Source organism: Aromatoleum evansii, from assembly GCF_012910805.1.
GTDB lineage: Bacteria > Pseudomonadota > Gammaproteobacteria > Burkholderiales > Rhodocyclaceae > Aromatoleum > Aromatoleum evansii.
In genome coordinates this window covers 23,210-47,604 of sequence record NZ_WTVK01000043.1, presented here as the reverse complement: position 1 = coordinate 47,604, position 24,395 = coordinate 23,210, and the positions used below count along the sequence as shown (strand labels likewise).

General features: G+C 66.6%; 22 protein-coding genes. 10 read left to right on the top strand and 12 right to left on the bottom strand.

The genetic code is table 11. From position 1 onward, the window contains the following. Positions 1-179: 179 nt before the first annotated feature. From GO615_RS19800 to GO615_RS19790, 3 genes are all read left to right on the top strand, one after another. Positions 180-509: an MliC family protein gene (locus GO615_RS19800; protein ID WP_169131216.1), complete on the top strand. Its 330-nt coding sequence runs from the start codon at positions 180-182 to the stop codon at positions 507-509. Positions 510-601: 92 nt separating this feature from the next. Next, the gene (locus GO615_RS19795; protein ID WP_169131214.1) at positions 602-1,144 is read left to right on the top strand and encodes a C40 family peptidase; all 543 of its coding nucleotides are present in this window, start codon (positions 602-604) and stop codon (positions 1,142-1,144) included. 94 nt (positions 1,145-1,238) lie between these two features. Then, a complete protein-coding gene (locus tag GO615_RS19790) occupies positions 1,239-1,670 on the top strand; it encodes a CBS domain-containing protein (protein WP_169131212.1) in 432 nt (143 codons plus the stop codon). Positions 1,671-1,701: 31 nt separating this feature from the next. On the opposite strand, the gene ftsB is transcribed toward GO615_RS19790, so the two are convergent. The 4 genes from ftsB to pyrG form a co-directional block, all read right to left on the bottom strand. Next, positions 1,702-1,980 (bottom strand): cell division protein FtsB, encoded by a 279-nt coding sequence (gene ftsB, locus GO615_RS19785; protein WP_169131210.1) that lies wholly within the window; start codon positions 1,978-1,980, stop codon positions 1,702-1,704. Between the two features lie 112 nt (positions 1,981-2,092). Next, positions 2,093-3,382, bottom strand: a complete 1,290-nt coding sequence (gene eno, locus GO615_RS19780; protein ID WP_169131208.1) for a phosphopyruvate hydratase — start codon at positions 3,380-3,382, stop codon at positions 2,093-2,095. A 58-nt stretch (positions 3,383-3,440) separates the two neighbouring features. Then, a complete protein-coding gene (gene kdsA / locus GO615_RS19775; protein ID WP_169131206.1) occupies positions 3,441-4,280 on the bottom strand; it encodes a 3-deoxy-8-phosphooctulonate synthase in 840 nt (279 codons plus the stop codon). Between the two features lie 10 nt (positions 4,281-4,290). Then, on the bottom strand, positions 4,291-5,934 hold the full coding sequence (gene pyrG, locus GO615_RS19770; protein WP_169131204.1) for a CTP synthase: 1,644 nt from the start codon (positions 5,932-5,934) through the stop codon (positions 4,291-4,293). Between the two features lie 111 nt (positions 5,935-6,045). Between pyrG and GO615_RS19765 the strand changes: the two genes are divergently transcribed. Then, a complete protein-coding gene (locus GO615_RS19765; protein ID WP_246262379.1) occupies positions 6,046-7,173 on the top strand; it encodes a polysaccharide pyruvyl transferase family protein in 1,128 nt (375 codons plus the stop codon). On the opposite strand, the gene GO615_RS19760 is transcribed toward GO615_RS19765, so the two are convergent. Together GO615_RS19760 and GO615_RS19755 are read right to left on the bottom strand one after the other, a co-directional pair. Continuing rightward, entirely contained in the window at positions 7,163-7,711 is a 549-nt protein-coding gene (locus GO615_RS19760; protein WP_169131224.1) for an isochorismatase family protein, read from the bottom strand. The two genes, GO615_RS19765 and GO615_RS19760, sit on opposite strands and share 11 nt — an antisense overlap. A 108-nt stretch (positions 7,712-7,819) precedes the next feature. Continuing rightward, on the bottom strand, positions 7,820-8,224 hold the full coding sequence (locus tag GO615_RS19755) for an acyl-CoA thioesterase (protein WP_169131200.1): 405 nt from the start codon (positions 8,222-8,224) through the stop codon (positions 7,820-7,822). A gap of 168 nt (positions 8,225-8,392) precedes the next feature. On the opposite strand from GO615_RS19755, the gene GO615_RS19750 reads away from it, so the two are divergent. Next, complete coding sequence (locus GO615_RS19750) at positions 8,393-10,036, top strand: electron transfer flavoprotein-ubiquinone oxidoreductase (protein WP_169131198.1); 1,644 nt, start codon at positions 8,393-8,395, stop codon at positions 10,034-10,036. An 81-nt stretch (positions 10,037-10,117) separates the two neighbouring features. Here the strand turns inward: GO615_RS19750 and GO615_RS19745 are convergent, their stop codons facing one another. The 6 genes from GO615_RS19745 to purL form a co-directional block, all read right to left on the bottom strand. Beyond that, the gene (locus GO615_RS19745; protein ID WP_169131196.1) at positions 10,118-10,579 is read right to left on the bottom strand and encodes a thioredoxin domain-containing protein; all 462 of its coding nucleotides are present in this window, start codon (positions 10,577-10,579) and stop codon (positions 10,118-10,120) included. Continuing rightward, complete coding sequence (locus GO615_RS19740) at positions 10,576-11,790, bottom strand: exo-alpha-sialidase (protein WP_343037787.1); 1,215 nt, start codon at positions 11,788-11,790, stop codon at positions 10,576-10,578. Before GO615_RS19740 ends, GO615_RS19745 begins: the two co-directional genes overlap by 4 nt. Next, complete coding sequence (locus GO615_RS19735) at positions 11,787-13,892, bottom strand: TonB-dependent receptor (RefSeq protein ID WP_211167240.1); 2,106 nt, start codon at positions 13,890-13,892, stop codon at positions 11,787-11,789. Before GO615_RS19735 ends, GO615_RS19740 begins: the two co-directional genes overlap by 4 nt. Next, a complete protein-coding gene (locus GO615_RS19730) occupies positions 13,882-14,337 on the bottom strand; it encodes a copper chaperone PCu(A)C (protein ID WP_169131192.1) in 456 nt (151 codons plus the stop codon). The genes GO615_RS19735 and GO615_RS19730 overlap by 11 nt, the downstream gene beginning before the upstream one ends. 197 nt (positions 14,338-14,534) lie before the next feature. Further along, entirely contained in the window at positions 14,535-14,930 is a 396-nt protein-coding gene (locus GO615_RS19725; RefSeq protein WP_169131190.1) for a DUF2946 domain-containing protein, read from the bottom strand. A gap of 142 nt (positions 14,931-15,072) precedes the next feature. Continuing rightward, positions 15,073-19,005: a phosphoribosylformylglycinamidine synthase gene (gene purL / locus GO615_RS19720; RefSeq protein WP_169131188.1), complete on the bottom strand. Its 3,933-nt coding sequence runs from the start codon at positions 19,003-19,005 to the stop codon at positions 15,073-15,075. 211 nt (positions 19,006-19,216) lie between these two features. Here purL and GO615_RS19715 point away from each other — a divergent pair, with 211 nt between their 5' ends. The 5 genes from GO615_RS19715 (at position 19,217) to GO615_RS19695 (ending at position 24,384) form a co-directional block, all read left to right on the top strand. After that, complete coding sequence (locus tag GO615_RS19715) at positions 19,217-20,026, top strand: phosphatase PAP2 family protein (protein ID WP_169131186.1); 810 nt, start codon at positions 19,217-19,219, stop codon at positions 20,024-20,026. Then, complete coding sequence (locus GO615_RS19710) at positions 20,023-20,937, top strand: lysylphosphatidylglycerol synthase transmembrane domain-containing protein (RefSeq protein WP_169131184.1); 915 nt, start codon at positions 20,023-20,025, stop codon at positions 20,935-20,937. Before GO615_RS19715 ends, GO615_RS19710 begins: the two co-directional genes overlap by 4 nt. Positions 20,938-20,951: 14 nt before the next feature. Further along, positions 20,952-21,998, top strand: coding sequence for a glycosyltransferase family 2 protein (locus GO615_RS19705; RefSeq protein WP_169131182.1), 1,047 nt, complete (start codon positions 20,952-20,954; stop codon positions 21,996-21,998). Beyond that, the gene (locus GO615_RS19700; RefSeq protein ID WP_169131180.1) at positions 21,995-23,551 is read left to right on the top strand and encodes an ArnT family glycosyltransferase; all 1,557 of its coding nucleotides are present in this window, start codon (positions 21,995-21,997) and stop codon (positions 23,549-23,551) included. Before GO615_RS19705 ends, GO615_RS19700 begins: the two co-directional genes overlap by 4 nt. 107 nt (positions 23,552-23,658) lie before the next feature. Next, the gene (locus GO615_RS19695; protein ID WP_169131178.1) at positions 23,659-24,384 is read left to right on the top strand and encodes a phosphatase PAP2 family protein; all 726 of its coding nucleotides are present in this window, start codon (positions 23,659-23,661) and stop codon (positions 24,382-24,384) included. Positions 24,385-24,395: the final 11 nt, after the last annotated feature.

Below are 24,395 nucleotides of genomic sequence, written 5' to 3'. Positions count from 1 at the left end.
TAAGATGTGTATAAGAGCCAGCCCTTCCCCGCCGCACGCGCTGCGGTGGCATTCGCCGCCGAGGCCACGCCGATGCCCGTCGAAGCCGGCGAGACGGAGATCATCGTCACCGTCAGCGGAACCATCGAACTGACGGACTAACGCGGCACCACCCGCCGCACGCTTCTGAAAGACACTTCATGCACCTCAATCGCCATCTGGCAGCCCTATCCGCACTTCTCATCGGCGCCGGCGCCCTCGCCGGTACCGCCTGGACCAGCGAAGGATCGCGGGTTGTCAGCTACACCTGTCCCGGCGGCGAGCAATTCACCGTCGAGTACCTGGACGGTCACGTGCGCCTGCGCACCGGCGCGGGCATCTTCGCCCTCACCGGCGAGAAGACGGCCGGCGGAGGGAAGTATTCAGACGGCTATACGCTGCTCTCGGCCAGCGGAGACCAGGCCACGCTCGAACGACCGGGCCTTCCCGACAGCCAGGCATGCCGGGCCACCGGCAAGACCTCGCTCTGACACCGCGCCGCGAACCGCCGCAGCCCGAACACCCACTGGACACCCGCAGGCAAATTCCCCTATCGTTCGGGAATAACGTGCAAGGGGGCTCCATGGTCGTTCGCAAGCTGCTTCATGCCCTGACGGCATCGACGATCGCAGCCCTCGTGGCTGCCTGCAGCAGCGTCCCGGCCCCGCGCCCCGAAACCTCCACCGCGCCGCGCATCCCTTCCGGGCCGGTCAGCGCCGACTACTTCGTCCTCGAAGACCCCGAGCATTCGCGCGAAATGGTCATCTTTGCGCTGGGGCTGCTCGACACCGGCTACCGCTTCGGCGGCCGCAACCCCGACGCGGGCCTCGACTGCAGCGGCATGGTGTCCTACATCGTCGAACAGGTTTCCGGGCGCCGCCTGCCGCACAACGCGGCGCAGATCGCCGACCGGACACGGCCGGTCAGCCTCGCGCTGCTGCAGCCGGGCGACCTCGTGTTCTTCAACACCATGAACCGACCTTACTCCCACATGGGCATCTACATGGGCGAAGGCAGGTTCGTTCACGCACCATCGAGCCGCGGGCGAGTGCGCGTCGAACGGCTCGACAGCCCCTATTTCAGATCCAGATTCGACGGTGCCAGGACGCTCCTGGCGGACAGTTGAACAAGGCGGCCCGGGCGCCTACAACCCGGGGCGGCGCTACACCCGCCGACGCTGACAGGAAGCATCTCACCCACCCTTCAGCAGGAGCAGAATCATGCATACACGAAAGATCAGCGAGGTCATCGCCGGGCGCCCCATCCTCACGGGCCCGGCGGACCTGACCGTGAGCGAAGCCGCACGCCTGATGGCCGCCGCCAAGGTCGGATCCATCATGCTCACCGAAGGCGGCCGCCTCATCGGGATCTTTACCGAACGCGACGCCCTCGTGCGGGTGCTGGCCGCGGGACTGGACCCCCAGGTGACCCCTGTTGCGCACGCGATGACCACGCATGTGATGACCGCAACGCCCGAAATGCCACTTGGCCACGCATTGCACCTGATGTTCGAAGGCGGATTCCGGCACGTACCCGTCGTGAGTGACGGCCGGCCTGTCGGAATGGTGTCTGCGCGTGACGCGCTCGGCCCCGAGCTCGTGGAATTCGAGGGCGAACTGCTGCAACGCGAGGCGATCGCCGAAGTGCTCTGAGCAGATGGCACTCCCCCCGGGGCAGCCGCCGTCAGGGCTTCTGCCGGGGGGTGTGAACGAAAACTTCGCCGGGCTTGGTCAGCCCGAGCTCGAAGCGTGCGCGCTCCTCGATCGCCTCGTTGCCGGACTTGAGATCGCGCACTTCGGCTTCCAGGCCCGCGTTGCGCTGCTCCAGCTCGCGATTCTTCTCGCGCTGCTCCTGCAGTTGCCGGTCGACGTCCCACACCCGCAACCAGCCGCCCTTGCCCAGCCAGAGCGGATACTGCAGGAGTGCAACCAGCAGGACGAGGATGACCAGAGGCCAGCGCATAAAGGGACGAAGATCTGCTCGTAATCAAAAGAAGGCCGGCGAATTCATCGCCGGCCTTGTGCATTGAATCATTGCGGCCGGCCCCTACGGGCCGCCGCAGAACGCGGGACGCTCAGCGCACGCGCAGGTTGTAGAAGGCGCGACGGCCCGGGTAGCTGACGGTATCGCCGAGATCTTCCTCGATACGCAGCAACTGGTTGTACTTCGAGATGCGGTCCGAACGCGACAGCGAACCGGTCTTGATCTGCATCGCGTTGAGGCCCACCGCGATGTCGGCGATGGTCGAGTCCTCGGTCTCGCCCGAACGGTGCGAGATCACGGCGGTGTAGCCCGCGCGCTTGGCCATCTCGACCGCGGCGAAGGTCTCCGACAGCGTGCCGATCTGGTTGATCTTGATGAGGATCGAGTTGGCGATGCCCTGGTCGATGCCCTGCTCGAGAATCTTCGTGTTGGTCACGAACAGGTCGTCGCCGACGAGCTGGATCTTGCGGCCGAGCTTGTCGGTCAGCGTCTTCCAGCCGGCCCAGTCGTTCTCCGCCATGCCGTCCTCGATCGACACGATCGGGAAGCGGTCGGCCAGCGTTGCGAGGTAGTCGGCAAAGCCTTCCGAGCTCAGGGTCAGGCCTTCGCCGGACAGCACATACTTGCCGTCCTTGTAGAACTCGGAGGCTGCGCAGTCGAGCGCCAGCACCACTTCGCGGCCCGGCTCGTAGCCGGCGGCGGAGATGGCGTCCTGGATCATGTTCAGCGCTTCCTCGGTGCTGCCGACGTTCGGCGCGAAACCACCCTCATCGCCCACGGTCGTCGGATAGCCATTCTTGTCGGTGAGCTTCTTCAGGTGATGGAAGATCTCGGCGCCGCAACGCAGCGCTTCGCGGAAGCTGGTCGCGCCCACCGGCATGATCATGCATTCCTGGATGTCCAGGCTGTTATTCGCATGGGCGCCGCCGTTGATGACGTTCATCATCGGCACCGGCATCGCCATCGGGCCCGAACCGCCGAAGTAGCGGTACAGCGGCAGGCCGGCCTCTTCGGCCGCGGCCTTGGCGACGGCCATCGACACGGCCAGCATCGCGTTGGCGCCCAGGCGCGACTTGTTCTCGGTACCGTCGAGCTCGATCAGGGTGCGGTCGATGAAGGCCTGCTCTTCGGCGTCGAGGCCGATGATCGACTCGGAGATCTCGGTGTTGACGTTCTCGACCGCGCGCAGAACCCCCTTGCCCAGGTAGCGCGCGGCGTCGCCGTCACGCAGTTCGATGGCTTCGCGCGAACCGGTGGAGGCGCCCGACGGCACAGCCGCACGGCCCATCACACCGGATTCGAGCAGAACGTCCGCTTCGACGGTCGGGTTGCCGCGCGAATCGAGAATTTCGCGGGCAATGACATCAACGATTGCACTCATTGGTATTCCTGTCCTTCAAGGGGTCAAAAATAAGTTGATCGCAACACCGGCAACTGCTTCAGCCGGCCAGCTCCATGAAGCCGTGGCGCTTCACCAGGCTGTCGATATCCTTCAGCGTCGCCAGCAGCGCCTTCATCTTCGGCAGCGGCCATGCGTTCGGGCCGTCCGAGAGGGCCTTTGCGGGATCGGGGTGGGTCTCCATGAAGAGCCCCGCCACACCCACTGCCATGGCCGCACGCGCCAACACCGGCACGAACTCGCGCTGCCCGCCCGAAGCCGTACCCTGGCCGCCGGGGAGCTGCACCGAGTGCGTCGCATCGAACACGACCGGGCAACCCGTTTCGCGCATGATCGCAAGGCTGCGCATGTCCGACACGAGATTGTTGTAACCGAAGGATGCACCGCGCTCGCACACCATGATGGTGTCCGCGCCGCCGTTGGCCTCGCGCGCCTTGTCCACGACGTTCTTCATGTCGCCCGGCGCGAGGAACTGGCCCTTCTTGATGTTCACCGGCTTGCCGCTCGCGGCGACCGCATGGATGAAGTCGGTCTGGCGGCACAGGAAGGCCGGCGTCTGCAACACGTCGACGACGGCCGCCACGGCCGGGATTTCCTCGATCGCATGCACATCGGTCAGCACCGGCACGCCGAGTTGCTTGCGCACGTCGGCGAGGATCTCGAGGCCCTTCTCCATGCCCGTGCCACGGTAGGACTTGCCCGAACTGCGGTTGGCCTTGTCGTACGACGACTTGTAGATGAAGGGGATCGCCAGCTCAGCGCAGATCTCCTTGAGCGCGCCGGCCGTCTCGAAGGCCATGTCGCGCGACTCGATCACGCAGGGACCAGCGATCAGGAAAAAGGGCTTGTCGAGCCCGGCCTCGAATCCGCAGAGTTTCATCGCGACTCCCTCAGGCCGCCGCAGCGGCCGCCTTGCGCGCCAGCGCCGCCTTCACGTAGGCCGTGAACAGCGGATGCCCCTTGCGCGGGTTGGAGGTGAATTCCGGATGGAACTGGCAGCCGACGAACCAGGGATGCACGTCGGCCGGCAGTTCGATCATCTCGCACAGGTCGGTTCCGGGCGCACGGCCGGAGACGACCAGGCCTTTTTCTTCCAGTTGCGAGAGCAGCTTGTTGTTCACTTCGTAGCGGTGGCGATGGCGCTCGACGACGTCGGCAGAGCCATAGACATCGCGCGCCAGGGATCCGTCCGCAAGGTGGCACAGTTGTGCACCCAGGCGCATCGTGCCGCCGAGGTCGGAGCTTTCGCTGCGCTTCTCGACCTTGCCGGTGCGATCCTGCCATTCCGTGATCAGGCCGATCACCGGATACTGGGTGTCGCGCTCGAACTCGGTCGAATGCGCCCCGGCCATGCCGGCCACGTCGCGGGCGAACTCGACCACGGCGAGCTGCATGCCCAGGCAGATGCCCAGGTAGGGAACCTTGTTCTCGCGCGCGTAGCGGATGGCCGCGATCTTGCCCTCGGTGCCGCGCTTGCCGAAGCCGCCCGGCACCAGGATGGCGTCCATCTTCTCGAGCGCCTTGCAGCCATCGCGCTCGATGTCCTCGGAGTCGAGGTAGTGGATCGTCACCTTGCTCTCGGTGTGCATCCCGGCGTGGCTCAGCGCCTCGATGAGCGACTTGTAGGACTCGGTGAGGTCGACGTACTTGCCGACGAAGGCGACGTCGACGGTCTCCTTGGGATTCTCGAGCGCATGGACGAGCTTGTCCCACACGCTCAGGTCCGCCGCGCGAGCGAGGATGTTGAGCTTGTGGCAGACGATCTCGTCGAGCATCTGGTCGTGCAGCTGCCCGGGAATCTTGTAGATCGAGTTGGCGTCCAGGCACTCGATGACCGCTTCGGGCATCACGTTGCAGAACAGCGCGATCTTGCGGCGCTCGTCGGCCGGGATCGAGCGGTCGGCGCGACACAGCAGGATATCGGGCTGGATGCCGATCTCGCGCAACTCCTTCACCGAATGCTGTGTCGGCTTGGTCTTCAGCTCGCCTGCGGTCGGGATGTAGGGAAGCAGCGTCAGATGGATGAAGCAGGTGCTGTTGCGGCCCTCCTCGATGCCCATCTGGCGGATCGCCTCGAGGAAGGGCAGCGACTCGATGTCGCCCACGGTGCCGCCGACCTCGACGATCGCCACGTCGGCACCTTCTGCGCCGCGCTTGACGTACTGCTTGATCTCGTCCGTGATGTGCGGGATGACCTGGACGGTCTTGCCGAGATATTCGCCACGGCGCTCCTTCTTGATCACCGACTCGTAGATCTGGCCGGTGGTGAAGTTGTTGCGCTTGCTCATGCGCGCGCTGGTGAAGCGCTCGTAGTGGCCCAGGTCGAGGTCGGTCTCGGCGCCGTCCTCGGTCACAAAGACCTCGCCATGCTGGAACGGGCTCATCGTGCCCGGATCGACGTTGATGTACGGATCCAGCTTGAGGTGGGTAACCTTGATGCCGCGGGATTCGAGAATGGCCCCCAGCGAGGCCGCTGCAATGCCTTTGCCCAAAGAGGACACGACACCGCCGGTAACGAAGACGTATTTGGTCATGGGAACGTTGCTGCGGGAAAGCGCGATGATAACCGAAGAGGCCCGCGGGCCGGAAGCGATGTGCGGCACCTGCCCTTTCCAACGGCCGAAAACGGTGGGATCGTGACCACCATGACGAGCGCGACACGCCAGGCTGCGCCGGCGAACGGACGGCGCCTGATCCTGTTCGGAGCCTTCGACCGCCACAATTTCGGCGACCTGCTGCTCGCCCGGTGTGCGGCAGCGGGCGCTCGCAGCGAAATCGTGTTCGTAGGACTTGCCGCACGCGACCTGCACGCAGCCGATGGGTTCCGCACCCTGGCGCTGGCCGACGCCATCGCCGCCTACGGGAACGAGGACGCCGACTTCGTGCACGTCGGCGGCGAGTTGCTCACCACCACCGCCTGGGAAGCGGCCGTGATGCTCCAGCCGCCGGCACACGTGCCACGCATCGTGGCCCTGCATGACCGTAACGCGGATGCGCGCGCGGCGTGGGCGCAGTCCGTCCTCGGGACCGCGCGCCGCATACCCTACGTCGTCGCACGGGAAGCACTCCCCGCCCGTTGGCGCACCCACTTCCGCGCCGTGGGCGGCGTCGCATTCGACGCGCTGACGGCCGCGGAGCGCAATGAAGTCCTCGGGGCGCTCCAGGGCGCGACCACGCTCGGCGTCCGCGACAGCACGACCCTGAACGCACTTCGCCATGCCGGACTCGCCCCCGATCTCCAGCCGGATCCGGCCGCGGCGACATCCGGACTTTTCCGTACGACGATACGGCAGCGCGGACGGGGCGGCGAGATCGCGGCGCTGCATGCCCGCCTGCGATCATGGATCGCGGTGCAACTCGGCGCGGAATGGGGAGACGATGCGACGCTCGACCGCGTCGCGCGCTCCCTGCACAGCGCATCGGACGCACGCGACGGCGGCATCGCACTGTTCCGCGCCGGGCTGGCGCCGTGGCATGACGACCGCGATACACTGCGGCGTCTTGCCGACCGGCTCGGGGCGAACGCTCCCCTGGCGATCCTCGAGTCGCCCCGCGTTCTGGACATCTGCGCCCTGCTCGCGGGGGCTCACGCGTACGTTGGTACCAGCCTGCATGGCTGGATCGTCGCGAACGCGTTCGGGGTGCCTGCGCGCTGCCTCGTGCGAAGCGCGGCAGACAAGGCGGCGCGCTACACGGATACCTGGTGCAAGGTGCCGCGCCAGTGGCGCACGCCGGACGACGAGCCGCTGTTTCCGCCGGAGATCAGCGGATGAAGTCGCGATTCACGCTGCGGAAGAGCTCGGTGCCGCCGCGGCGCAACCATTCGAAGGCGACCATTTCCCGCGACACGATCTCGATGCCGTGACCGCGCATGCGTGCAAAAGCCAGATCGCGGTCGCTCGCTCGCCGCGAGCCGGCGGCATCCGCCACCACGAAGACGTCGCGGCCCGCCCAGCGCAAGCCCAGCGCGGTCTGCTGGACGCACACATGGGCTTCCGTTCCGCACACCACGACCTGCCGTCTGTCGTCGATGGTCGTACCCCTGAGGCATCCGTCGGCCTCAGCCGAAAAATGCTGCTTGGTGACGAACTGCGCGCCTGCGGCCACTGCGGCGCCCTTCACTTCCGCAACCGTGCCGCCGATCTTGTCCGGAAAGTGCTCCGTGACGACCACCGGCACCCCCACGCGCGCGGCGACGCCGGCGAGCCACGCGCAATTGCGCACAATGACCTCGCTCTCGGCGATTGCCGGCGCGAGCCGCTCCTGCACGTCCACAATCAGCAGGACGGATTTTTCGCAGTTCATCAGCATCATCCGATCTCCCTGTTAAACCGGCAGCCAGATACCCTTCGACCCGGATCGGCCACGCATGCATCATCCTCACCCCCGACTCTACCCGAACCGGCCGACAAGGACGCGTCAGAGAAAAGCGCGCAGCCCTTCCGGCAGGGGCACCGACTTGTTCGTGGCCATGTCCATCCACACGACCTTGGACGCGCCGTCCGCGTAGAGGCGCTCCTCGCCCTCGACGAAGAGTTCATACCAGGTCATCACACTGCTCCGGCCGGGTTCGCCCGCATACATCTTCACGATGACGGTGGCCGGATAGTTGATCGGCAGCAGGAAGGTGCAGCTGGCGTTGATCACGACCGGACCCGACCCGCAATTGGGATCGACGCCGAAGCCGAGCAGCTCGATCCATTCGACGCGCGCCTGCTCGCAGTAGCGGAAATACACCGTGTTATTGACGTGCCCGTAGTAGTCCATGTCGCCCCAGCGCACCGGAATGCGGGTGGTATGGACCAACTTCCGTTTCTCTTCCATTGAGTGGGTTCCTCTGGTTTGGCTCGACAAGACACTCTAACATACGGTACCGTATGTTATACACGCATCGCGGCGGCGAATGGCATGCCCGTGCGGGGCTGCGCATGTATTAAACTGCATCTCCGCGATGCACAAAACCAATATCCGCGTATTCAAATGGAGAACTGAATGGAACGCGAATCGATGGAATTCGACGTCCTGATCGTCGGCGGCGGCCCTGCGGGGCTCGCGGCGGCGATCAGGCTGAAGCAACTGGCCGCCGAGAAGGGCAATGACGTCTCCGTGTGCCTGATCGAAAAGGCCGCCGAGATCGGCGCGCACATCCTCTCGGGCGCGGTGATGGATCCGCGCGCGCTGAACGAATTGATCCCCGACTGGAAGGAACAGGGCGCGCCGGTGACCACCGCGGTCACCGAAGATCGCGTGATCTTCCTCAACGAGACGGGCGGGCGCAAGGTCCCGAACGGCCTGCTGCCAGACTGTTTCCTGAACCACGGCAACTACATCGTGCGCCTGGGCAACGTCGCCAAGTGGCTCGGCGAACAGGCCGAAGCGCTGGGCGTCGAGGTCTATCCCGGTTTCGCCGGGGCGGAGATCCTCTATGACGAGAACGGCGCCGTTAAGGGTGTCGCCACCGGCGACATGGGCGTCACGCGCGAAGGCGAACAGGGCCCCGCCTACCAGCCGGGGATGGAACTGCACGCCAAATACACGCTCTTCGCCGAAGGCTGTCGCGGGCACCTGGGCAAGCAGCTCGAAGCGAAATTCAATCTGCGCAACGGCGTCGATCCGCAAACCTACGGCATCGGCCTGAAGGAGCTGTGGGAAGTCCCCGCCGAACGTCACGAGCCGGGCGTGGTCGTGCATACCACCGGCTGGCCGCTGCCCTCGGACACCTACGGCGGCGGCTTCGTCTATCACCTCGAGGACAACCTGGTCGCGATCGGCTACGTGGTGGGCCTCAACTACACCAACCCGCATCTCTCGCCCTTCGAGGAGTTTCAGCGCTACAAGACGCACCCCGAGATCCGCAAGTATCTCGAAGGCGGCAAGCGTCTGGCGTACGGCGCGCGCGCGATCGCCGCGGGCGGCCTGCAGAGCCAGCCGAAGCTCGTGTTCCCGGGCGGCGCGCTGATCGGCGACGACGCGGGCTTCCTCAACGCCGCGCGCATCAAGGGCAGCCACGCCGCGATCAAGAGCGGCGCTCTTGCCGCCGAGGCGGCCTTCGAGGCCGTGACGGCCGAGCGCAGCCGCGACGAGCTGAAGGCGTTCCCCGAGGCGTTCAAGAGCAGCTGGCTGTTCGAGGAACTGCACAAGACGCGCAACTTCAAGCCCTACATGAAGAAGGGCTTGTGGATGGGTTCGCTGCTCTTCGGCATCGACCAGAAGGTGTTCGGCGGGAAGGCGCCGTGGACGCTGCACAACAGCTCCGACCACGACAAGCTCAAGCCCGCGTCCGAGTGCCCGAAGATCGACTACCCGAAACCCGATGGCGTGCTCACCTTCGACCGCCTCTCCTCGGTGTTCCTGTCGAACACCAATCACGAGGAAGACCAGCCCTGCCACCTGCAGCTGAAGGATGCGTCGGTGCCGATCGCGGTGAATCTCGCCAAGTACGATGCACCCGAGCAGCGCTACTGCCCGGCGGGCGTGTACGAGATCGTGCGCGACGAGTCGGGTCAGAACCCGCGCCTGCAGATCAACGCGCAGAACTGCGTGCACTGCAAGACCTGCGACATCAAGGACCCGACGCAAAACATCAACTGGGTCGTGCCGCAGGGCGGCGAGGGACCGATCTACCAGGGAATGTGATCCCCGGCCCCGGGCCAGCGACGGCAAAGGGCGGTTTCGTCCGCCCTTTTTACTTTCCGGCCGGCGTCATTACGGGGCCGCCTACAGACCGAGGGCCGAGCGGACCTTCGCCTCGGTGACGACGCCGGACAGGGCTGACTTGCCACCCTTCCCGTCGAAAAAGATCGTTCTCGGCAACTCGCCGCGCCACTTCGGATCGAGCGCGTAACCGAGCGCCTCGGGCGAATCAACCCCGTAGGCAAAACGCTGCCCGGGCACGGAAAGCAGGTCCAGCAGTTCGGCCAGGCCGGCAAACTGCGGCTCCACTGCCACCGTGACCAGCCTGAACCGGCGATCTCCCCTGGCCATCTCGGAAAAGAGCTTGAGGTTCTTCTTGCAGTGAACACACTCCGACGACCACAGGGCAACGATCGTCGGAACCGTGTGGCTCGCCGGATCCACGATGCGGGCCGCTGCGACCCGATCGAGGGGCTGGAATTCTGCCGCGGAAGCTGCCGCGGCGAGGCACCACGACAGCGCCGCAATGAGGTTTCGGATCTTCATTCCAGCCAATACCCCCGCATGCCCTCGGTCTCCGTCCGCCAGAACACGAGCAGCGCGTCGCCGCGACGGATCAGGCGCGGCTGGTCCGACGCGCCCTCGGTCGCCGCAAGCGCCCGCGGACTGAACGTGGCTCCACCATCCGCCGACACCTCTGCCCGCAGGGCGGTGCGCTCGCCGTCGAACTCCTTCCAGGTGACGGCGACGCGCCGCCCCACGACCGCAAGATCGGCATGCGCCGCCCGTTCGCCGCCGAGCGCGCGCTGCCCCTCCACACGGCCATCCCCCAGACGGCCGTAGAAGACCCGCCCTTCCCCGTCCTTCTCGTTGAACCACACCGCGTGGCGCGTGCCATCCGGCGCCACGGCGAGCGAGGGGCCGTGATGCGGGCAGGCGTCGATGCGCCAACGGTCGAAGGTGGCGCGCGCGACACTTCCCGGCGCCCCGTCCGCACCCAGTTTCACTATCGCGTGATCGCGCTCGTTGGGCTCGAAGACATGGCGCCACATCAGCAGCGGGAGACCATCCGCATCCCCGGTGATTGCGATGCGGCAGCATTCGCAGGAATGGTCGGCGATCTTCTGCTCGGGCCGGAAACTGCGCCCGCCGTCGTCCGACACCGCCGCGTAGATCGCCGCGCCGCGGTAGTCACGATTCGCCGCCTGGGCTAGCTCGAGGTCGCGCTTGTCGATCCATGCCAGGACGACCTTGCCGGCACCGGTCACGGCGAGCGACTCGAAGCGATGGGTGATCTCCTGGCGATCGCGATGCACCGTGACGGGCGCCGTGAAGTGACGACGGTCATCGGCACGGGCGAAGCGGATCTCGCCGGTGAAGCGCTTCGCCAGTGGCCGGGTCCAGGACACCAGCGCCGCGCCATCCGCATCGAAGGCGAGCTTGGGACGATTTTCCCCGTCGGCCGAGATCGGCTCCGGCTCCGTGTTGACGACGACCGGCGCATCCCAGCTGCGGCCGTCATCCGGACTGCGATGCAGCAACACATGCTGACCATCCTTGGTCACCGCGTACAGCGCGCCATCGGGAGCGAAGGCCGCGCTCGTTCCCAGCTCCGGTCTCGCAGGCTTGGTGCCAGCCACTCCATGCATGTGCTGAGCCGGTTGAGCGTGGGCCACGTCGACATTGGCGATGGCCAGGATCCCCAGCAACGCCAGCAACGCCTTCCGGGCCGCAGTCCTTGGGGTTGCGACGCTCACCATTTCGCCTCCACCCCTGCGATCACGGTCCGGGGCAGGCCTGGCGAATAGACCGGCGTACTCCGCGTCGACAGTTGCGCGCTTTCGGCGTAACGCTTGTCGGTCAGGTTCTGGATGCTGCCGAACAGCGACCACGTCGGATTGAGCGCGTAGTTCCCCCGCAGATTGAAGAGGTTGTGCCCGCCATACTTAACGGTGTTCGCGTCATCGAGCCAGTAGGAGCCGATCCTCGACCATTCGACCTGAGCCCGGACTGCAGTCGTCGGGGTCCAGGTCAGGCGGGTATTCGACATGAAGCGCGGCGCGCTGGCCTGTTCGTTCCCACCGAAATCGCCCTGCGACGTCTCCCAGTCCTCGAACTCGTGCCACGCGTACGACATCGAAACGTCGAGTCTGACGGTGCGGTGCAGGGGCGTACCGAGCCCGAGTTCGATACCCCGGTGCCGCGTCTTGCCGGCATTGGTCGTGATCGTCTGCGTCGTCTCCGGATCGCGCTGGCTCACGATGTCGTCGTGCTTGGTGAGATCATAGGCGACCAGATCGCAGGACACGCCGGCGACCACCCCGCGGATGCCGAGCTCGAACTGTTCGGCCCGGATGGCCTCCAGCTCGAGCGCGGACTGCGCGAGCGCCAGCGCCGATGCACGACTCGTCGCACGCGATGGGCGGAACAGCTGCGATTCGGACGGCGCGCGGAAACCCTGGTTATACGAGGCGAAGAGGTGGGTGTCGCGATCGAGCGCGTAGGTAGCGCCGAACTTCGGCGTCGCGCGGCGGAAACTCACCGTACTGTCGGCAGATTGCCCATAGAAGCTGCTTCCAACCTGAACGGCACCCGCGGTGAAGTCATTGCGCAAGGTGTAGCGCATGTCGTCGTAACGCAGGCCCGCAGTCAGGCGCAACCTTTCCGTGGGCGAGAACTCGCCATGCAGGTAGGGCGAGATGCCGCGGTACTCCACGTCGTAATCATAGATGCGCGGCCCCACCGTGTAGTCGATGAACTCCTGGTTCGCACCACTGCCACGCGTCGTCGCATTGACCCGATTCTCGCGCCGTGACCCGGGACTGACGTCGAGATCGACACCCGCGATCAGGCGCGCGCGCATCGGCACGAAATCCTGGCGCCACTTGGCCATCAGGCCGTAGGACTGATTCCGCGTCTCGGCGAGGCTGGGGTCGAAACGGAGGGCGAAACTCGCCAGCAGGTCCATGCTGTTGTCGCGCAAGTAGGGCGTGATCGACAGCAGGGAATCCGCGGTCTCGTGCTCCAGACTCGTCGAGACGCGTAGCGCGCTGACCTTGCGGAAGGCGATCGGCAGGTAGTTGCGCGTCGGATCGTGCTTGTAGTCCTCGCGCACAAGCGGCGAATTCGCCCCGGTGTCCTGGTCGATCTCCGAGAAGCCGAGCACGGTTTTCAGCGAAGTGTTGTCGCCTATGAAGTGGTCCCAGCGCAGCGTCCCGCTCTTGCGGTCATAGGCGGTGTCGTCGCGCCAGCCGTCCGTCGCGGAGAGATTGAGGTCGGCACGGAAGCCGCCGTTCGCATAACCCGAGCCGCCGCTCAGGAGCGCCCGCCGCCAGCCGTGCTCGCCGATCTCCACCGAGCCTCCGAGTTCGGGCTTCGTCGGCGGAACGCGCGTCAGCACGTTCACGACGCCACCGATCGCATCCGATCCGTACAGCGCGGACGACGGACCGCGGTTCACCTCGATGCCGCCCGCCTGCGGCACGTTGATCTCGTACAGCGCGTTGTGATTGAAGAAACCCGGAGACCGCGAGGGAATGCCGTCCTCGAGGAACAAGTACACCGGACTCGTCGTGAAGGGCTGACGGATGGAGGTCGTGTGTCCTTCGCCGTTGGTGACGGCGACCGCGGCACCGGGGATCTGGTTCATGACCTGGGCGGGGTGGGCCGGTTTGTCCGCCGCAATCGCCTCCGCCTTGACGGCTCCGACCGACGCCGGGGTCTCGACCAGGCGCTCCTTTTCCCGCGTGCCGGTGACGGTCACCTGTTCGAGGATGGTCTCGCCATCTGCCGCCGATACCCCACCGATTGCGCAGGCGCACGAAAACGCGACCAGCGCGCGGATTCGTTCAGCGCTCATGGCCAGCGCCTCCCATCGTGCCGAGCGGGCGCACCGTAGCTTTGACCTCGAGCGTTTCACGCTTGCCGTCGCGCCCTTCGACGGTAATGACCAGCGGCACGGTATCGCCCGGTTGCAGCGGTTTCCGCAGATCGAGCAGCATCACGTGGTGCGCGCCGGGCTTGAGCTCGACGGTTTGACCGGCAGGAAGCGGCACCGCTGCGACCGGGCGCATCTTCATCACGTCCTTTTCCATCGCCATTTCATGGATCTCGACGATACCGGCGACCGGCGAGCCCGCGGCGACCAACTTCGCATCAGCGGATGCGGTGAGCCGCATGAAGGCCCCGGTGACTTTCTGGTGCGGCACGGTTGCGCGCACCCACGGATCCTCGATCTTGAGGTCTGCCTGTGCGGGCAGCGAAAACGCGATCAGGGACAGGGCTGCTGCGATGTAATGCTTCATGTTTCCACTCCTGCGTGTCTGGCGATCCGTCCGGCAAGGGCGCGACGAGCCTGCGCCGGTACGGACGAAGGAAATACGGCGAGAAACCCGTCAACGGGATCGAAGCGCCGCAGACGTAGCTGATGAACTACCGGGAATACGCCCCATGAACGCCGCCATGCTTCCTTTTCGGTCAGGCGGATCGGGGCGAAGAACGCTCAGGCGAGGAGTGGTGGTGCGCGCGGAGGCGCCGTAATCCACGCGAACAGTGGGCGCGGGGAGTCGTAGTAGAGCCGGGGGAATTCATCGATGCCGGATTCGCGCGCGAAGGGCACCGAGTCGGGCGTCGGCAGCGCAGGCATCCCGCCATGCGTGGCGCAGAAGGCGCAACGCTCGGCCGGAAACAAATCAGCATTGCCGCCCTTGCTGTTGCCGGAGGAATCATCAACCGCCACCAGCTTGGTACCGGCAACGGTACACACCTCGGTCCAGCGCGTTTCGTCGCCGGTGAGCCGCGACAGCGCGTGGCTCATGGCCGGCATGACGGCACCAAGCAGGATCGCGAACAACGCGATCCATGCCGTCAGGGTGCGGGTCGAGCGCTTGATATGCATGGGCGTATGGAGGCCTCGTGTCGCAGGCATTCTAGCCACGAGGCTCCCGTTTCCCTTGACTGCAGTCAAGCGCAAAAAAGAAGTTGGCTGCCAACTGCATCACGCTTCGGCAGCCCATGGGCCCGACTATCCGTCCGGCCGATCAGCCCAGCCAACGCCGCGCGTTGCGGAACATGCGCATCCACGGCGAATCCTCGCCCAAGGACTCGGGATGCCAGCTCATCTGCACCGTGCGTGCCGTGCGCTCCGGGTGCGGCATCATTATCGTGAAGCGGCCGTCCGCGGTCGTGACGCCCGCCAGGCCGTCGGGCGACCCGTTCGGGTTGAACGGGTAAGTCGCGGCCGGCTTGCCGTGATTGTCGACATAGCGGACAGCGGTGATCACGCTGCCGCGATCCGCCTCCCGGGCGAACACCGCCCTGCCCTCGCCGTGGCTGACCACGATGGGCATGCGGCTGCCCGCCATGCCGCCGAAGAGGATGGACGGGCTCTCGGGAATCTCGGCCATCACGAAACGCGCCTCGAACTGCTCGCTGCGGTTGCGGTGGAAGGTCGGCCAGTGCTCGGCACCGGGGATGATGGCGGCCAGGTTGGCCATCATCTGGCAGCCGTTGCACACGCCCAGCGCGAAGGTGTCGCTGCGCCCGAAGAAGGCTTCGAACTGCTCGCGCAGCGCCGCGTTGAACAGGATCGACTTCGCCCAGCCCTGGCCCGCACCGAGGACGTCGCCGTAGGAGAAGCCGCCGCAGGCCGCGAGGCCGTGGAAGTCGGACAGGTGACGGCGGCCCGCCTGCAGGTCGGACATGTGCACGTCGAACGGAGCGAAGCCTGCGCGCTCGAAAGCGGCGGCCATCTCGGCCTGCGAGTTCACGCCCTGCTCGCGCAGGATCGCGATCTTGGGACGGGCGCCTGTCGCGATCATGGGCGCGACGATGTCCTCGGTCGGGTCGAAGCTGGTGACGACACTCAGGCCGGGATTGGAGAGGTCCGCAAGGGCTTCGAACTCCTCGCGCGCGCAATCGGCGTCGTCACGCAGGCGCGCGATGCGGTAGCTCGTTTCCGACCAGGTTTGATGGAGTTCCGCGCGCGGCGCACTGAACACGAGCTTGGCGTTGCGCCAGAAGCGCAGCTCATCACGCTCGTTCGGTTCGCCGAGGAAGTGGTAGGTGAGCCCCGCCTCGCGCAGCGGCGTGGTGAGGCGCGCGCGATCCTCGCGGCGGATCTGGATCACCGCGCCGAGCTCCTCCGCAAACAGCCCGCCGAACAGACGGTCGTTGAGGCGGCCCTTGATCGTGTCCGGCTTCTTGTCTAGGCCATCCACGTCGTTCATGTACAGGTCGTAGCACACCGTGTCGAGCACGACCGACAGGCCGCACTTCGACGCGAAGGCCATTTCGCACAGCGTCGCGAACAGGCCGCCGTCGCTGCGGTCGTGGTAAGCGAGCAGCAGCCCGTCACGGCGGAACTGCTGGATCAGCGCGAAGAACTTCGCCAGTTGTTCCGCATCGACGTCCGGCGCATGTTCGCCGACGGAACCGAACACCTGCGCCAGCGCCGAGCCGCCGAGGCGGTTGCGATCATTGCCGAGGTCGATGAGCATGAGCTCGGTCTCGACGCCTTCGGGGAACTTAAGTTGCGGCGTAAGCGTGCGGCGGACGTCCTCGACCGGCGCGAAGGAGGTGACGATCAGCGACAGCGGCGCGACCACCTGCTTGTCCTGGCTCTCCTCGCTCCACGCCGTCTTCATCGACAGCGAATCCTTGCCGACCGGAATCGACAGCCCCGCCGCCTGGCAGAACTGCGACACGGCACTGACGGTGTCGTAGAGCTTCGCGTCCTCGCCGCGATGCCCCGCAGCCGCCATCCAGTTCGCGGACAACTTCACCTTGCCGAGGTCGGAAATGTCCGCCGCGGCGATGTTCGTGATCGCCTCGCCCACCGCCATCCGCCCGGACGCCACGGCGTCCAGACAGGCAACCGGCGTACGCTCGCCCATCGCAAAGGCTTCACCCTTGTAGCCGTGGAAGCTCATGGCGGTGACCGCAACGTCTGCCACCGGCACCTGCCACGGGCCGACCATCTGGTCGCGCGCGGTCATGCCGCCGACCGAGCGGTCGCCGATCGTGATGAGGAAGTTCTTGGAGGCCACGGTCGGCAGGCGCAGCACGCGCAGGCAGGCCTCCTTCAGGTCGACGTCGGTGACGTCGAAGGGCGGCACGTGCACGGCGCGGCGCGACACGTTGCGCGTCATCTTCGGCGGCTTGCCGAGCAGCACCTGCATTTCCATGTCGACCGGCTTATTGTCGAAATGGCGGTCGCTCACGGTGAGGTGACCGTCGGCCGTCGCCTTGCCGAGCACCGCGAAGGGGCAGCGCTCGCGCTCGCAGATGGCACGGAATTCGTCCAGGCTCTCCGGCGCGATCGCGAGCACGTAGCGCTCCTGCGACTCGTTGCTCCAGATCTCGCGCGGGCTCATGCCCGGCTCCTCGATGTGTACTTCGCGCAGCTCGAAATGCGCACCGAGACTCGCGGAATCGGCCAGTTCCGGCATCGCGTTCGACAGACCGCCGGCCCCGACGTCGTGAATCGCGAGGATGGGATTCGCCTCACCGCGCTGCCAGCACGCGTCTATGACCTCCTGGCAGCGGCGCTCGATTTCCGGATTGCCACGCTGGACCGACGCGAAGTCGAGATCCGCGGTGTTCGTGCCGGTCGTCATACTGGACGCCGCACCACCGCCGAGACCGATCAGCATGCCCGGACCGCCGAGCTGAATCAGCAGCGTGCCGGGCGCGAACTGCACCTTGTGCGACTGCTGAGCCTGGATGCTGCCGACGCCGCCGGCGATCATGATCGGCTTGTGGTAGCCGCGCACCTCGCTCTGCACTTCCTGCTCGAAGGCGCGGAAGTAGCCCGCGAGGTTGGGACGCCCGAACTCGTTGTTGAACGCCGCGCCGCCGATCGGTCCCTCGATCATGATGTCGAGCGCGGAAGCGATGCGCTCGGGCTTGCCGTAGGGCTTTTCCCAGGGCTGGACGAATTCGGGGATGTTCAGGTTCGACACCGAGAAGCCGGTCAGGCCGGCCTTGGGCTTGGAGCCTCGGCCCGTCGCGCCTTCGTCGCGGATCTCGCCGCCCGCGCCGGTCGCCGCGCCCGGGAAGGGCGAGATTGCGGTCGGATGGTTGTGCGTCTCGACCTTGGCGAGGATGTGGGTTTCTTCCGCGCGGAAGCGCCACTGGCCGTCCGCGTCCGCGTAGAAACGGTCGATGACGGCGCCTTCGATGACCGAGGCGTTGTCCGAATAGGCGACGACCGTCCCTTCGGGATGGGCCTTGTGCGTCTCGCGGATCATGCCGAACAGGGTCTTGTCCATCGTGCGTGCGTCGATGACCCAGTCCGCGTTGAAGATCTTGTGGCGGCAGTGTTCCGAGTTCGCCTGGGCGAACATCATCAGCTCGACGTCGGTCGGGTTGCGCCCCATGCGGGTGAAGTTGTCGACGAGGTAGTCGATCTCGTCGTCGGACAGCGCAAGACCCAACTCGCCGTTGGCCGCGACGAGCGCGGCACGGCCGCCGCCGATGACGTCGACGGTCGTCAGCGGCCTGGGCTCGTAGTGATGGAACAGCGCCTCGGCCGCCTCGACGTTTTGCAGCACCGATTCGGTCATGCGGTCATGCAGCAGGGGGAGCGCCGCGGCGAACTGCCGGTCGTCGAGGCCGCCCCGCACGTCCAGAGAATAGGCGATACCGCGCTCGATGCGCACGACCTTGTCGAAACCGCACTGGCGGGCGATGTCGCTGGCCTTTGACGACCACGGCGAGATGGTGCCAAGGCGCGGCACGACCACGACGGGTGTTCCCGCCGGCGCCTGCGGCGTCGCGGGCACCGCGCCCAGCAGATCGACCAGCCGCTCGAGTTCCGCGGCGTTCAACGGCTCCTTGATCTCGATGAGGTACCAGTGTTCGGCTGCGAGCCCCTTCAGTTTGGGCAGCGCTTCGGCAACGGTACGCGAGAGACGCTCCAGGCGGGAGGAAGAGAGCGCCGGAGCGCCGCGCAGCTTGAGAATTTCGGCCATTTGAGTCGGTGCGAAGGATCGGGAAGGACGCGAACAGGTGTTCGACGTACGGAAAGAGCGGAATTATACCCGACGGTCGCGCCCGCTCCCGCAGGTAGTTTCCCTCCCCCGCAACCCTCGCCACGGCGCCCCGCCCGCGTGCACAGCCGACCCGTTCAAGGCTTGCGCGCGCAGATCGGGTAGAATTATGTGTTTTGTCCGACGCAGCCTGATGAGCACACGCCCCTTGCCTTCGCCCAGTCGCTCGCGCGAAAGCGCCTGCTGGATCGCGGTTCCCGCCGCCATCCTCGCGCTGTGTGCGCTGGCGACGCTGGCAAGCGGACGCAACAGCGAGTGGTTCCTGGGCTGGAACGGCGCGGCGGCGGCGCTGCCTGCCTTCGTGTGGGCCGGACTGACCAATCTCGGCGCAACCTCCGGCGCTTTCGCGGTGCTCGCCGGTTTCCTCGCCTGGTATCCGCGCTGGGCGGCTTCCGCCCTGCTGGCGGTTCCGGCCGGCGCGCTCTACACGCATGGCGCCAAGGAATTTTTCGACGAAGCACGGCCTGCGGCCGTATTGGGCCCGGAGAACTTCAACGTGATCGGCGAAGTGCTGCGCACCGGCTCATTCCCGTCCGGCCACTCTGCCACGGCCTTCGGTTTCGCAGCCGTGGCGGCCTTGTGCGCGGTGCAATCGGGCCGGCGACTGGTTGCCCTGTCCGCGCTGGCGCTTGCCTCGGCCGTCGCCTTCTCCCGCGTTGCAGTCGGGGCGCACTGGCCGCTCGACATCTTCGCCGGCGCGGCCGGCGGCTGGCTCTGCGGCGCGTTCGGAGTGTGGTGGTCCTCGCACTGGCGCTTCTGGGAGAGGCGCACGGGCTGGCGCGTGCTCGCCGCCCTGCTTGCCGCCTTCTCGATCTCGATATTCTTCGAGGAGCTGGGCTATCCCGAGGGGCGCTGGATTCAGTACGTGCTCTGCGCCTGGGGCCTCGGCGGCATCGCCGTCGCGCTCGCACGCGGCCCCCAACCACAAAGGGCCGACGCATGAAGCGCCTGCTTGCGATCGCCGCGAGCCTCGCGCTGCTGGCATGGCTCGCATGGGACGGCCGCTGGCAAGGTCTCGGCGATGCGTTCCGGCGCCTCGACCCGCTCGCCGCGACGCTGGCACTGGCCGGTTTTGCGGCCAGCTATGCCCTGCGCGCGGGCCGCGTGTACGACGAGTTCCGCTCCGATGCGCGAGGCCGTTTCGGAACCTGCCTGCGCATCGTGCTGATCCACAACGCGATGGTGAACGTCGTGCCCTTCCGCGGCGGCGAAGCCGCCTTCCCCGTCCTGCTCGGACGCAACTTCGGCACACCGCTGGCCCGCGCCCTCGCCTCGCTGTTCTGGTTTCGACTACAGGACGCCCTCGTCGTCGCCGTCGTGGCCGTCACCGTCTGGCCGGGCCTGCCCTTGCCCCTGCGCCTCACCGGCATCACGGCCCTGGTCGCCTTCGCGTGGTACTTGCCGCGCTGGGCGCGTGCCCCGCACGCCTGGGCCGAGCGCGGCGGCGCGGCGGCGAAACTCGCCAAGCTGCGCAATGCCTTCGCCGATTCGACACGGCACGCGCGTTTCGGCTGGATCTGGACGCTCGCGAACTGGTCCGTGAAGCTCGCCACCCAAGCCTGGCTCCTCGCCTCCCTGGTCCCGGCGACCCTTTCCGTCGGCGCGGCCGGTGCGCTGGGCGCGGAACTTGCCGCCATCCTCCCGGTCCAGGGGGTCGCCGGATTCGGCACCTACGAGGCGGGCTCCGCGGCGGCGATGCTGCCGAACGGCGTCCCGTTCGCGAGCGGCCTGCAGGCCGCTCTCGCCCTTCACCTTTTCGTCATCGCCTGTGCGGTAGCATCCGGCGCCCTCGCCTGGCTCGTGCCGGCGCGCGCCGCTTCCGCCAGAGACCCCGATCGCCCGCATCTTTCCTGAAGACACTGATCCGCATGAACAAGTCGCCCTTGCCGCCTGCCGAACCGCAGATTCCCGCGGATATGCCCGAGCACACCCTTTCGGTCGTCGTGCCGATGTACAACGAGGCTGAAAACGTCGAGCCGCTGCTCGAACGCATCCACCTCGCGCTGGGCCCCTATCCCTGCCCCTGGGAAGTGGTGCTCGTCGATGACGGCAGTTCCGACGCGACACCCGCAGAACTCGCGCGTTGCGCCGCCAAGTACGGCCCGCATGTGCGTATCGTCGAACTGATGCGCAACTTCAAGCAGACCGCGGCGATGCAGGCCGGACTGGACGCCGCCCGCGGCAGCGTCATCGTCACCATGGACGGCGACCTGCAGAACGACCCGATCGACATCCCGCGCATGGTCAAGCGACTGCTGAGCGAGGATCTCGACCTCGTGGCAGGATGGCGCAAGGATCGCCAGGACGGACTGCTGCTGCGCAAGATCCCCTCGCGCATCGCCAATCGCCTCATCGCGCGCATGACCGGCGTGCACCTCAAGGACTATGGCTGCAGCCTCAAGGTCTTCCGCGCCAGCGCGATCAAGAGCGTGCGCCTGTATGGCGAGATGCACCGCTTCATTCCCGCCTGGCTGGCGACCGTGACGACCCCGCGCCGCATCGCCCAGGAAGTCGTGACGCACCATGCGCGCGTCTTCGGTCAGTCTAAGTACGGCATCTCGCGCACCTTCCGGGTAGTGCTCGATCTGGTGTTCGTTTACTTCTTCATGCGCTACCGCACGCGCCCGGGGCACTTCTTCGGCGGCATCGGCATCGGCCTCGGTGCGCTTGGCACACTCATCCTCAGCTACCTCCTCGCCCTCAAGCTTTTCCTCGGCGAGGACATCGGCACCCGGCCGCTGCTCTTCGGCGGCTTCTTCCTCGTCATCGCGGGCGTGCAGATGGTGACCTCTGGCGTGCTCGCGGAACTGCTGGCGCGCGTGTATTACGAATCGGGCAGCTCCCGCGCCTATCTAGCGCGGCCGCGCACTGCGCTCGACGACGTAGACGGATGGCACAGGAAAGGCGACCGATGATCACACCCGCGGCTTCCCTGCCCCAGCCGCGCGCGTCGCTGGCCCTTGCGATCTTCCTGCTTCCGTTCGCCGCCTTCTTCCTGCGACTGGGCGGCGCGCCGCTGTTCGACGTCGACGAAGGGGCCTTCTCCGAAGCCACGCGCGAGATGTTCGAGCGCGGAGACTTCCTCTCCACCTACCTCAATGGCGAGAACCGTTTCGACAAGCCGATCCTCGTGTATTGGTTGCAGGCGCTCGGCTACCTGGTGTTCGGCCCCACCGAATGGGGCTTCCGCCTGCCCTCAGCGGTAGCCGGGGTGCTGTGGAGCTATGCGACCTGGCATTTCGCGCGCGAGCGCTTCGGTGCGAGCACCGCCCTTGCTGCACTCGCGGTCGCGTCGAGCGCGCTGGGCCCCTTCGCCATCGCTCGCGCCGCGACGGCCGACGCCCTGCTCAACCTGCTCCTAGCCCTCGCGCTGTTCGATGCCTGGCGGCACCTCGAATCCGGCCGCCGCGCCCCGCTGCTGCGCAGCTTCGTGTGGATCGGACTGGGCGCACTGACCAAGGGCCCGATTGCGCTTATCGTCCCCGGCACCGTGAGCCTGCTGTACTGCGCAAGCCGCGGGGAATGGAAACGCTGGGCGCGCGCCGTGTTCGACCCCGTCGGACTGGTCATCCTCGCGACGATCGTCGTGCCCTGGTATGCCGCCGCCCTGGCGATTCACGGACAGGCCTTCATCGACGGCTTCATCCTCAAGCACAACGTCGAGCGCTTCACCGGCACGCTGGAAGGCCACGCCGGCAGCCTCTTCTACTACGTGATTGCCGTGCCGTTGCTCCTGCTGCCGTGGACGGGACCACTGTTCGGCACCCTGCGCCAGATGCGCGGCGACCTGGATACCGGGGTGCGCCGCTTCCTGTGGATCTGGGCCGGTTTCGTCGTCGCCTTCTTTTCCCTGTCCGGCACCAAGCTCCCGCACTACGTGCTCTACGGCTCGACGCCGCTGTTCCTGCTGATCGCCGTCCACCGCAACGAGCTGCGCCGGGCCCCGCTGCATCTGCTCGCCCCGACCCTGTTTCTCGCGCTGCTGCCGTTCCTGCCCCTGATCTTCGACGCGCTCGCCGCCAGCGCGGCCGGCAACGAGTATTACCGTGCCCAGCTCGCGCTCGCGCTGACCGAGGCCACCCCCGAATACTACCTGGTCGCCGTCGGCGGGCTGCTTGCGTGGATCTGGCTGGCCTTGCGCTGGAACGCCGCAGCGTGGATGAAGGTCGGCGCCGCCGCCGTCATCCAGGTCATCGTCCTCGCGGGGGTGGTCGTCCCCTGGGCCGGCGCGGTCTTGCAAGGCCCCGTCAAGGAAGCCGGACTGCTCGCACGCAAGACCGGAGAGCCCGTCGTCGCATGGCGCTACTACGCCCCGAGCTTCAGCGTCTATCGACAGGCCGTGACACCTGACCGCGCCCCCACTGCGGGCGAACTCGCGATCACGCGCACCGACCGTGTTCCGGTCAGCGGCGTCGACATCCTCTACCGCAAGGGCGGCGTCGCACTCGTGCGCAAGCTGCCCGATTGAGCGCCATGCCAGAACCGGCATCGACGAAGGAAGTACCGCATGCTCCCAGAACGCCCGCCGCTGCAACCCCCGCGAACGACTCGCCTGCGCCGCCGGGGCGCCTCCGCATGAATCGGCTGACCGTCTGGATGGCCCTGACCATGGCCGTCTGCGCCGTGGTGTTCACGGTGTGGCCCGAGCTCGATCTCGCGGTATCGCGCGCGTTCTACGACTCCGCGCGCGGCTTCTCGGGCGACTACAACCCGCTCGTGCAATCGCTCTACCGCGGCATCCCGCTGATGTCCAAGGCGACCATCATCGGCCTGTTCATCGCACTCTTCGCCTACTCGATGCAGCGCGGGGCGACCGGGCAGAAACGTCGCATCCAGGTTGCCTACCTGATCGCCGCGCTGCTTCTCGGCCCGGGCCTGCTGATCGACGTCGCCCTGAAGGACTACTGGGGCCGCGCACGCCCTTACAAGGTTGAACAGTTCGGCGGAACCAAGGCGTTCACGCCCGCGACGCAACCGTCGGACCAGTGCGACAACAATTGCTCCTTCGTCAGCGGTCACGCCTCCGCCGGCTATTACCTGGTGAGCCTCGGATTTCTCGGGGGGGTCGCGGCCCGGCGGCGCTGGACCCTGATCGGCCTCGCAGTCGGAACACTCTTCGGCCTTGGCAGGATTGCCCAGGGCGGGCATTTCCTGAGCGATATCGTCTTCAGCTTCTATGCAACGTGGTTCGCAGCCTGGGCGGCGTGGATGATCTTCCTGCGGCTGGGCTGGCTGCAGGAGTACACGTCAACCGCGGACCAGTTTGCGGCACGCGACGACAAGCGCGGAAGCGCTGCCTGATTCGCCGGTGG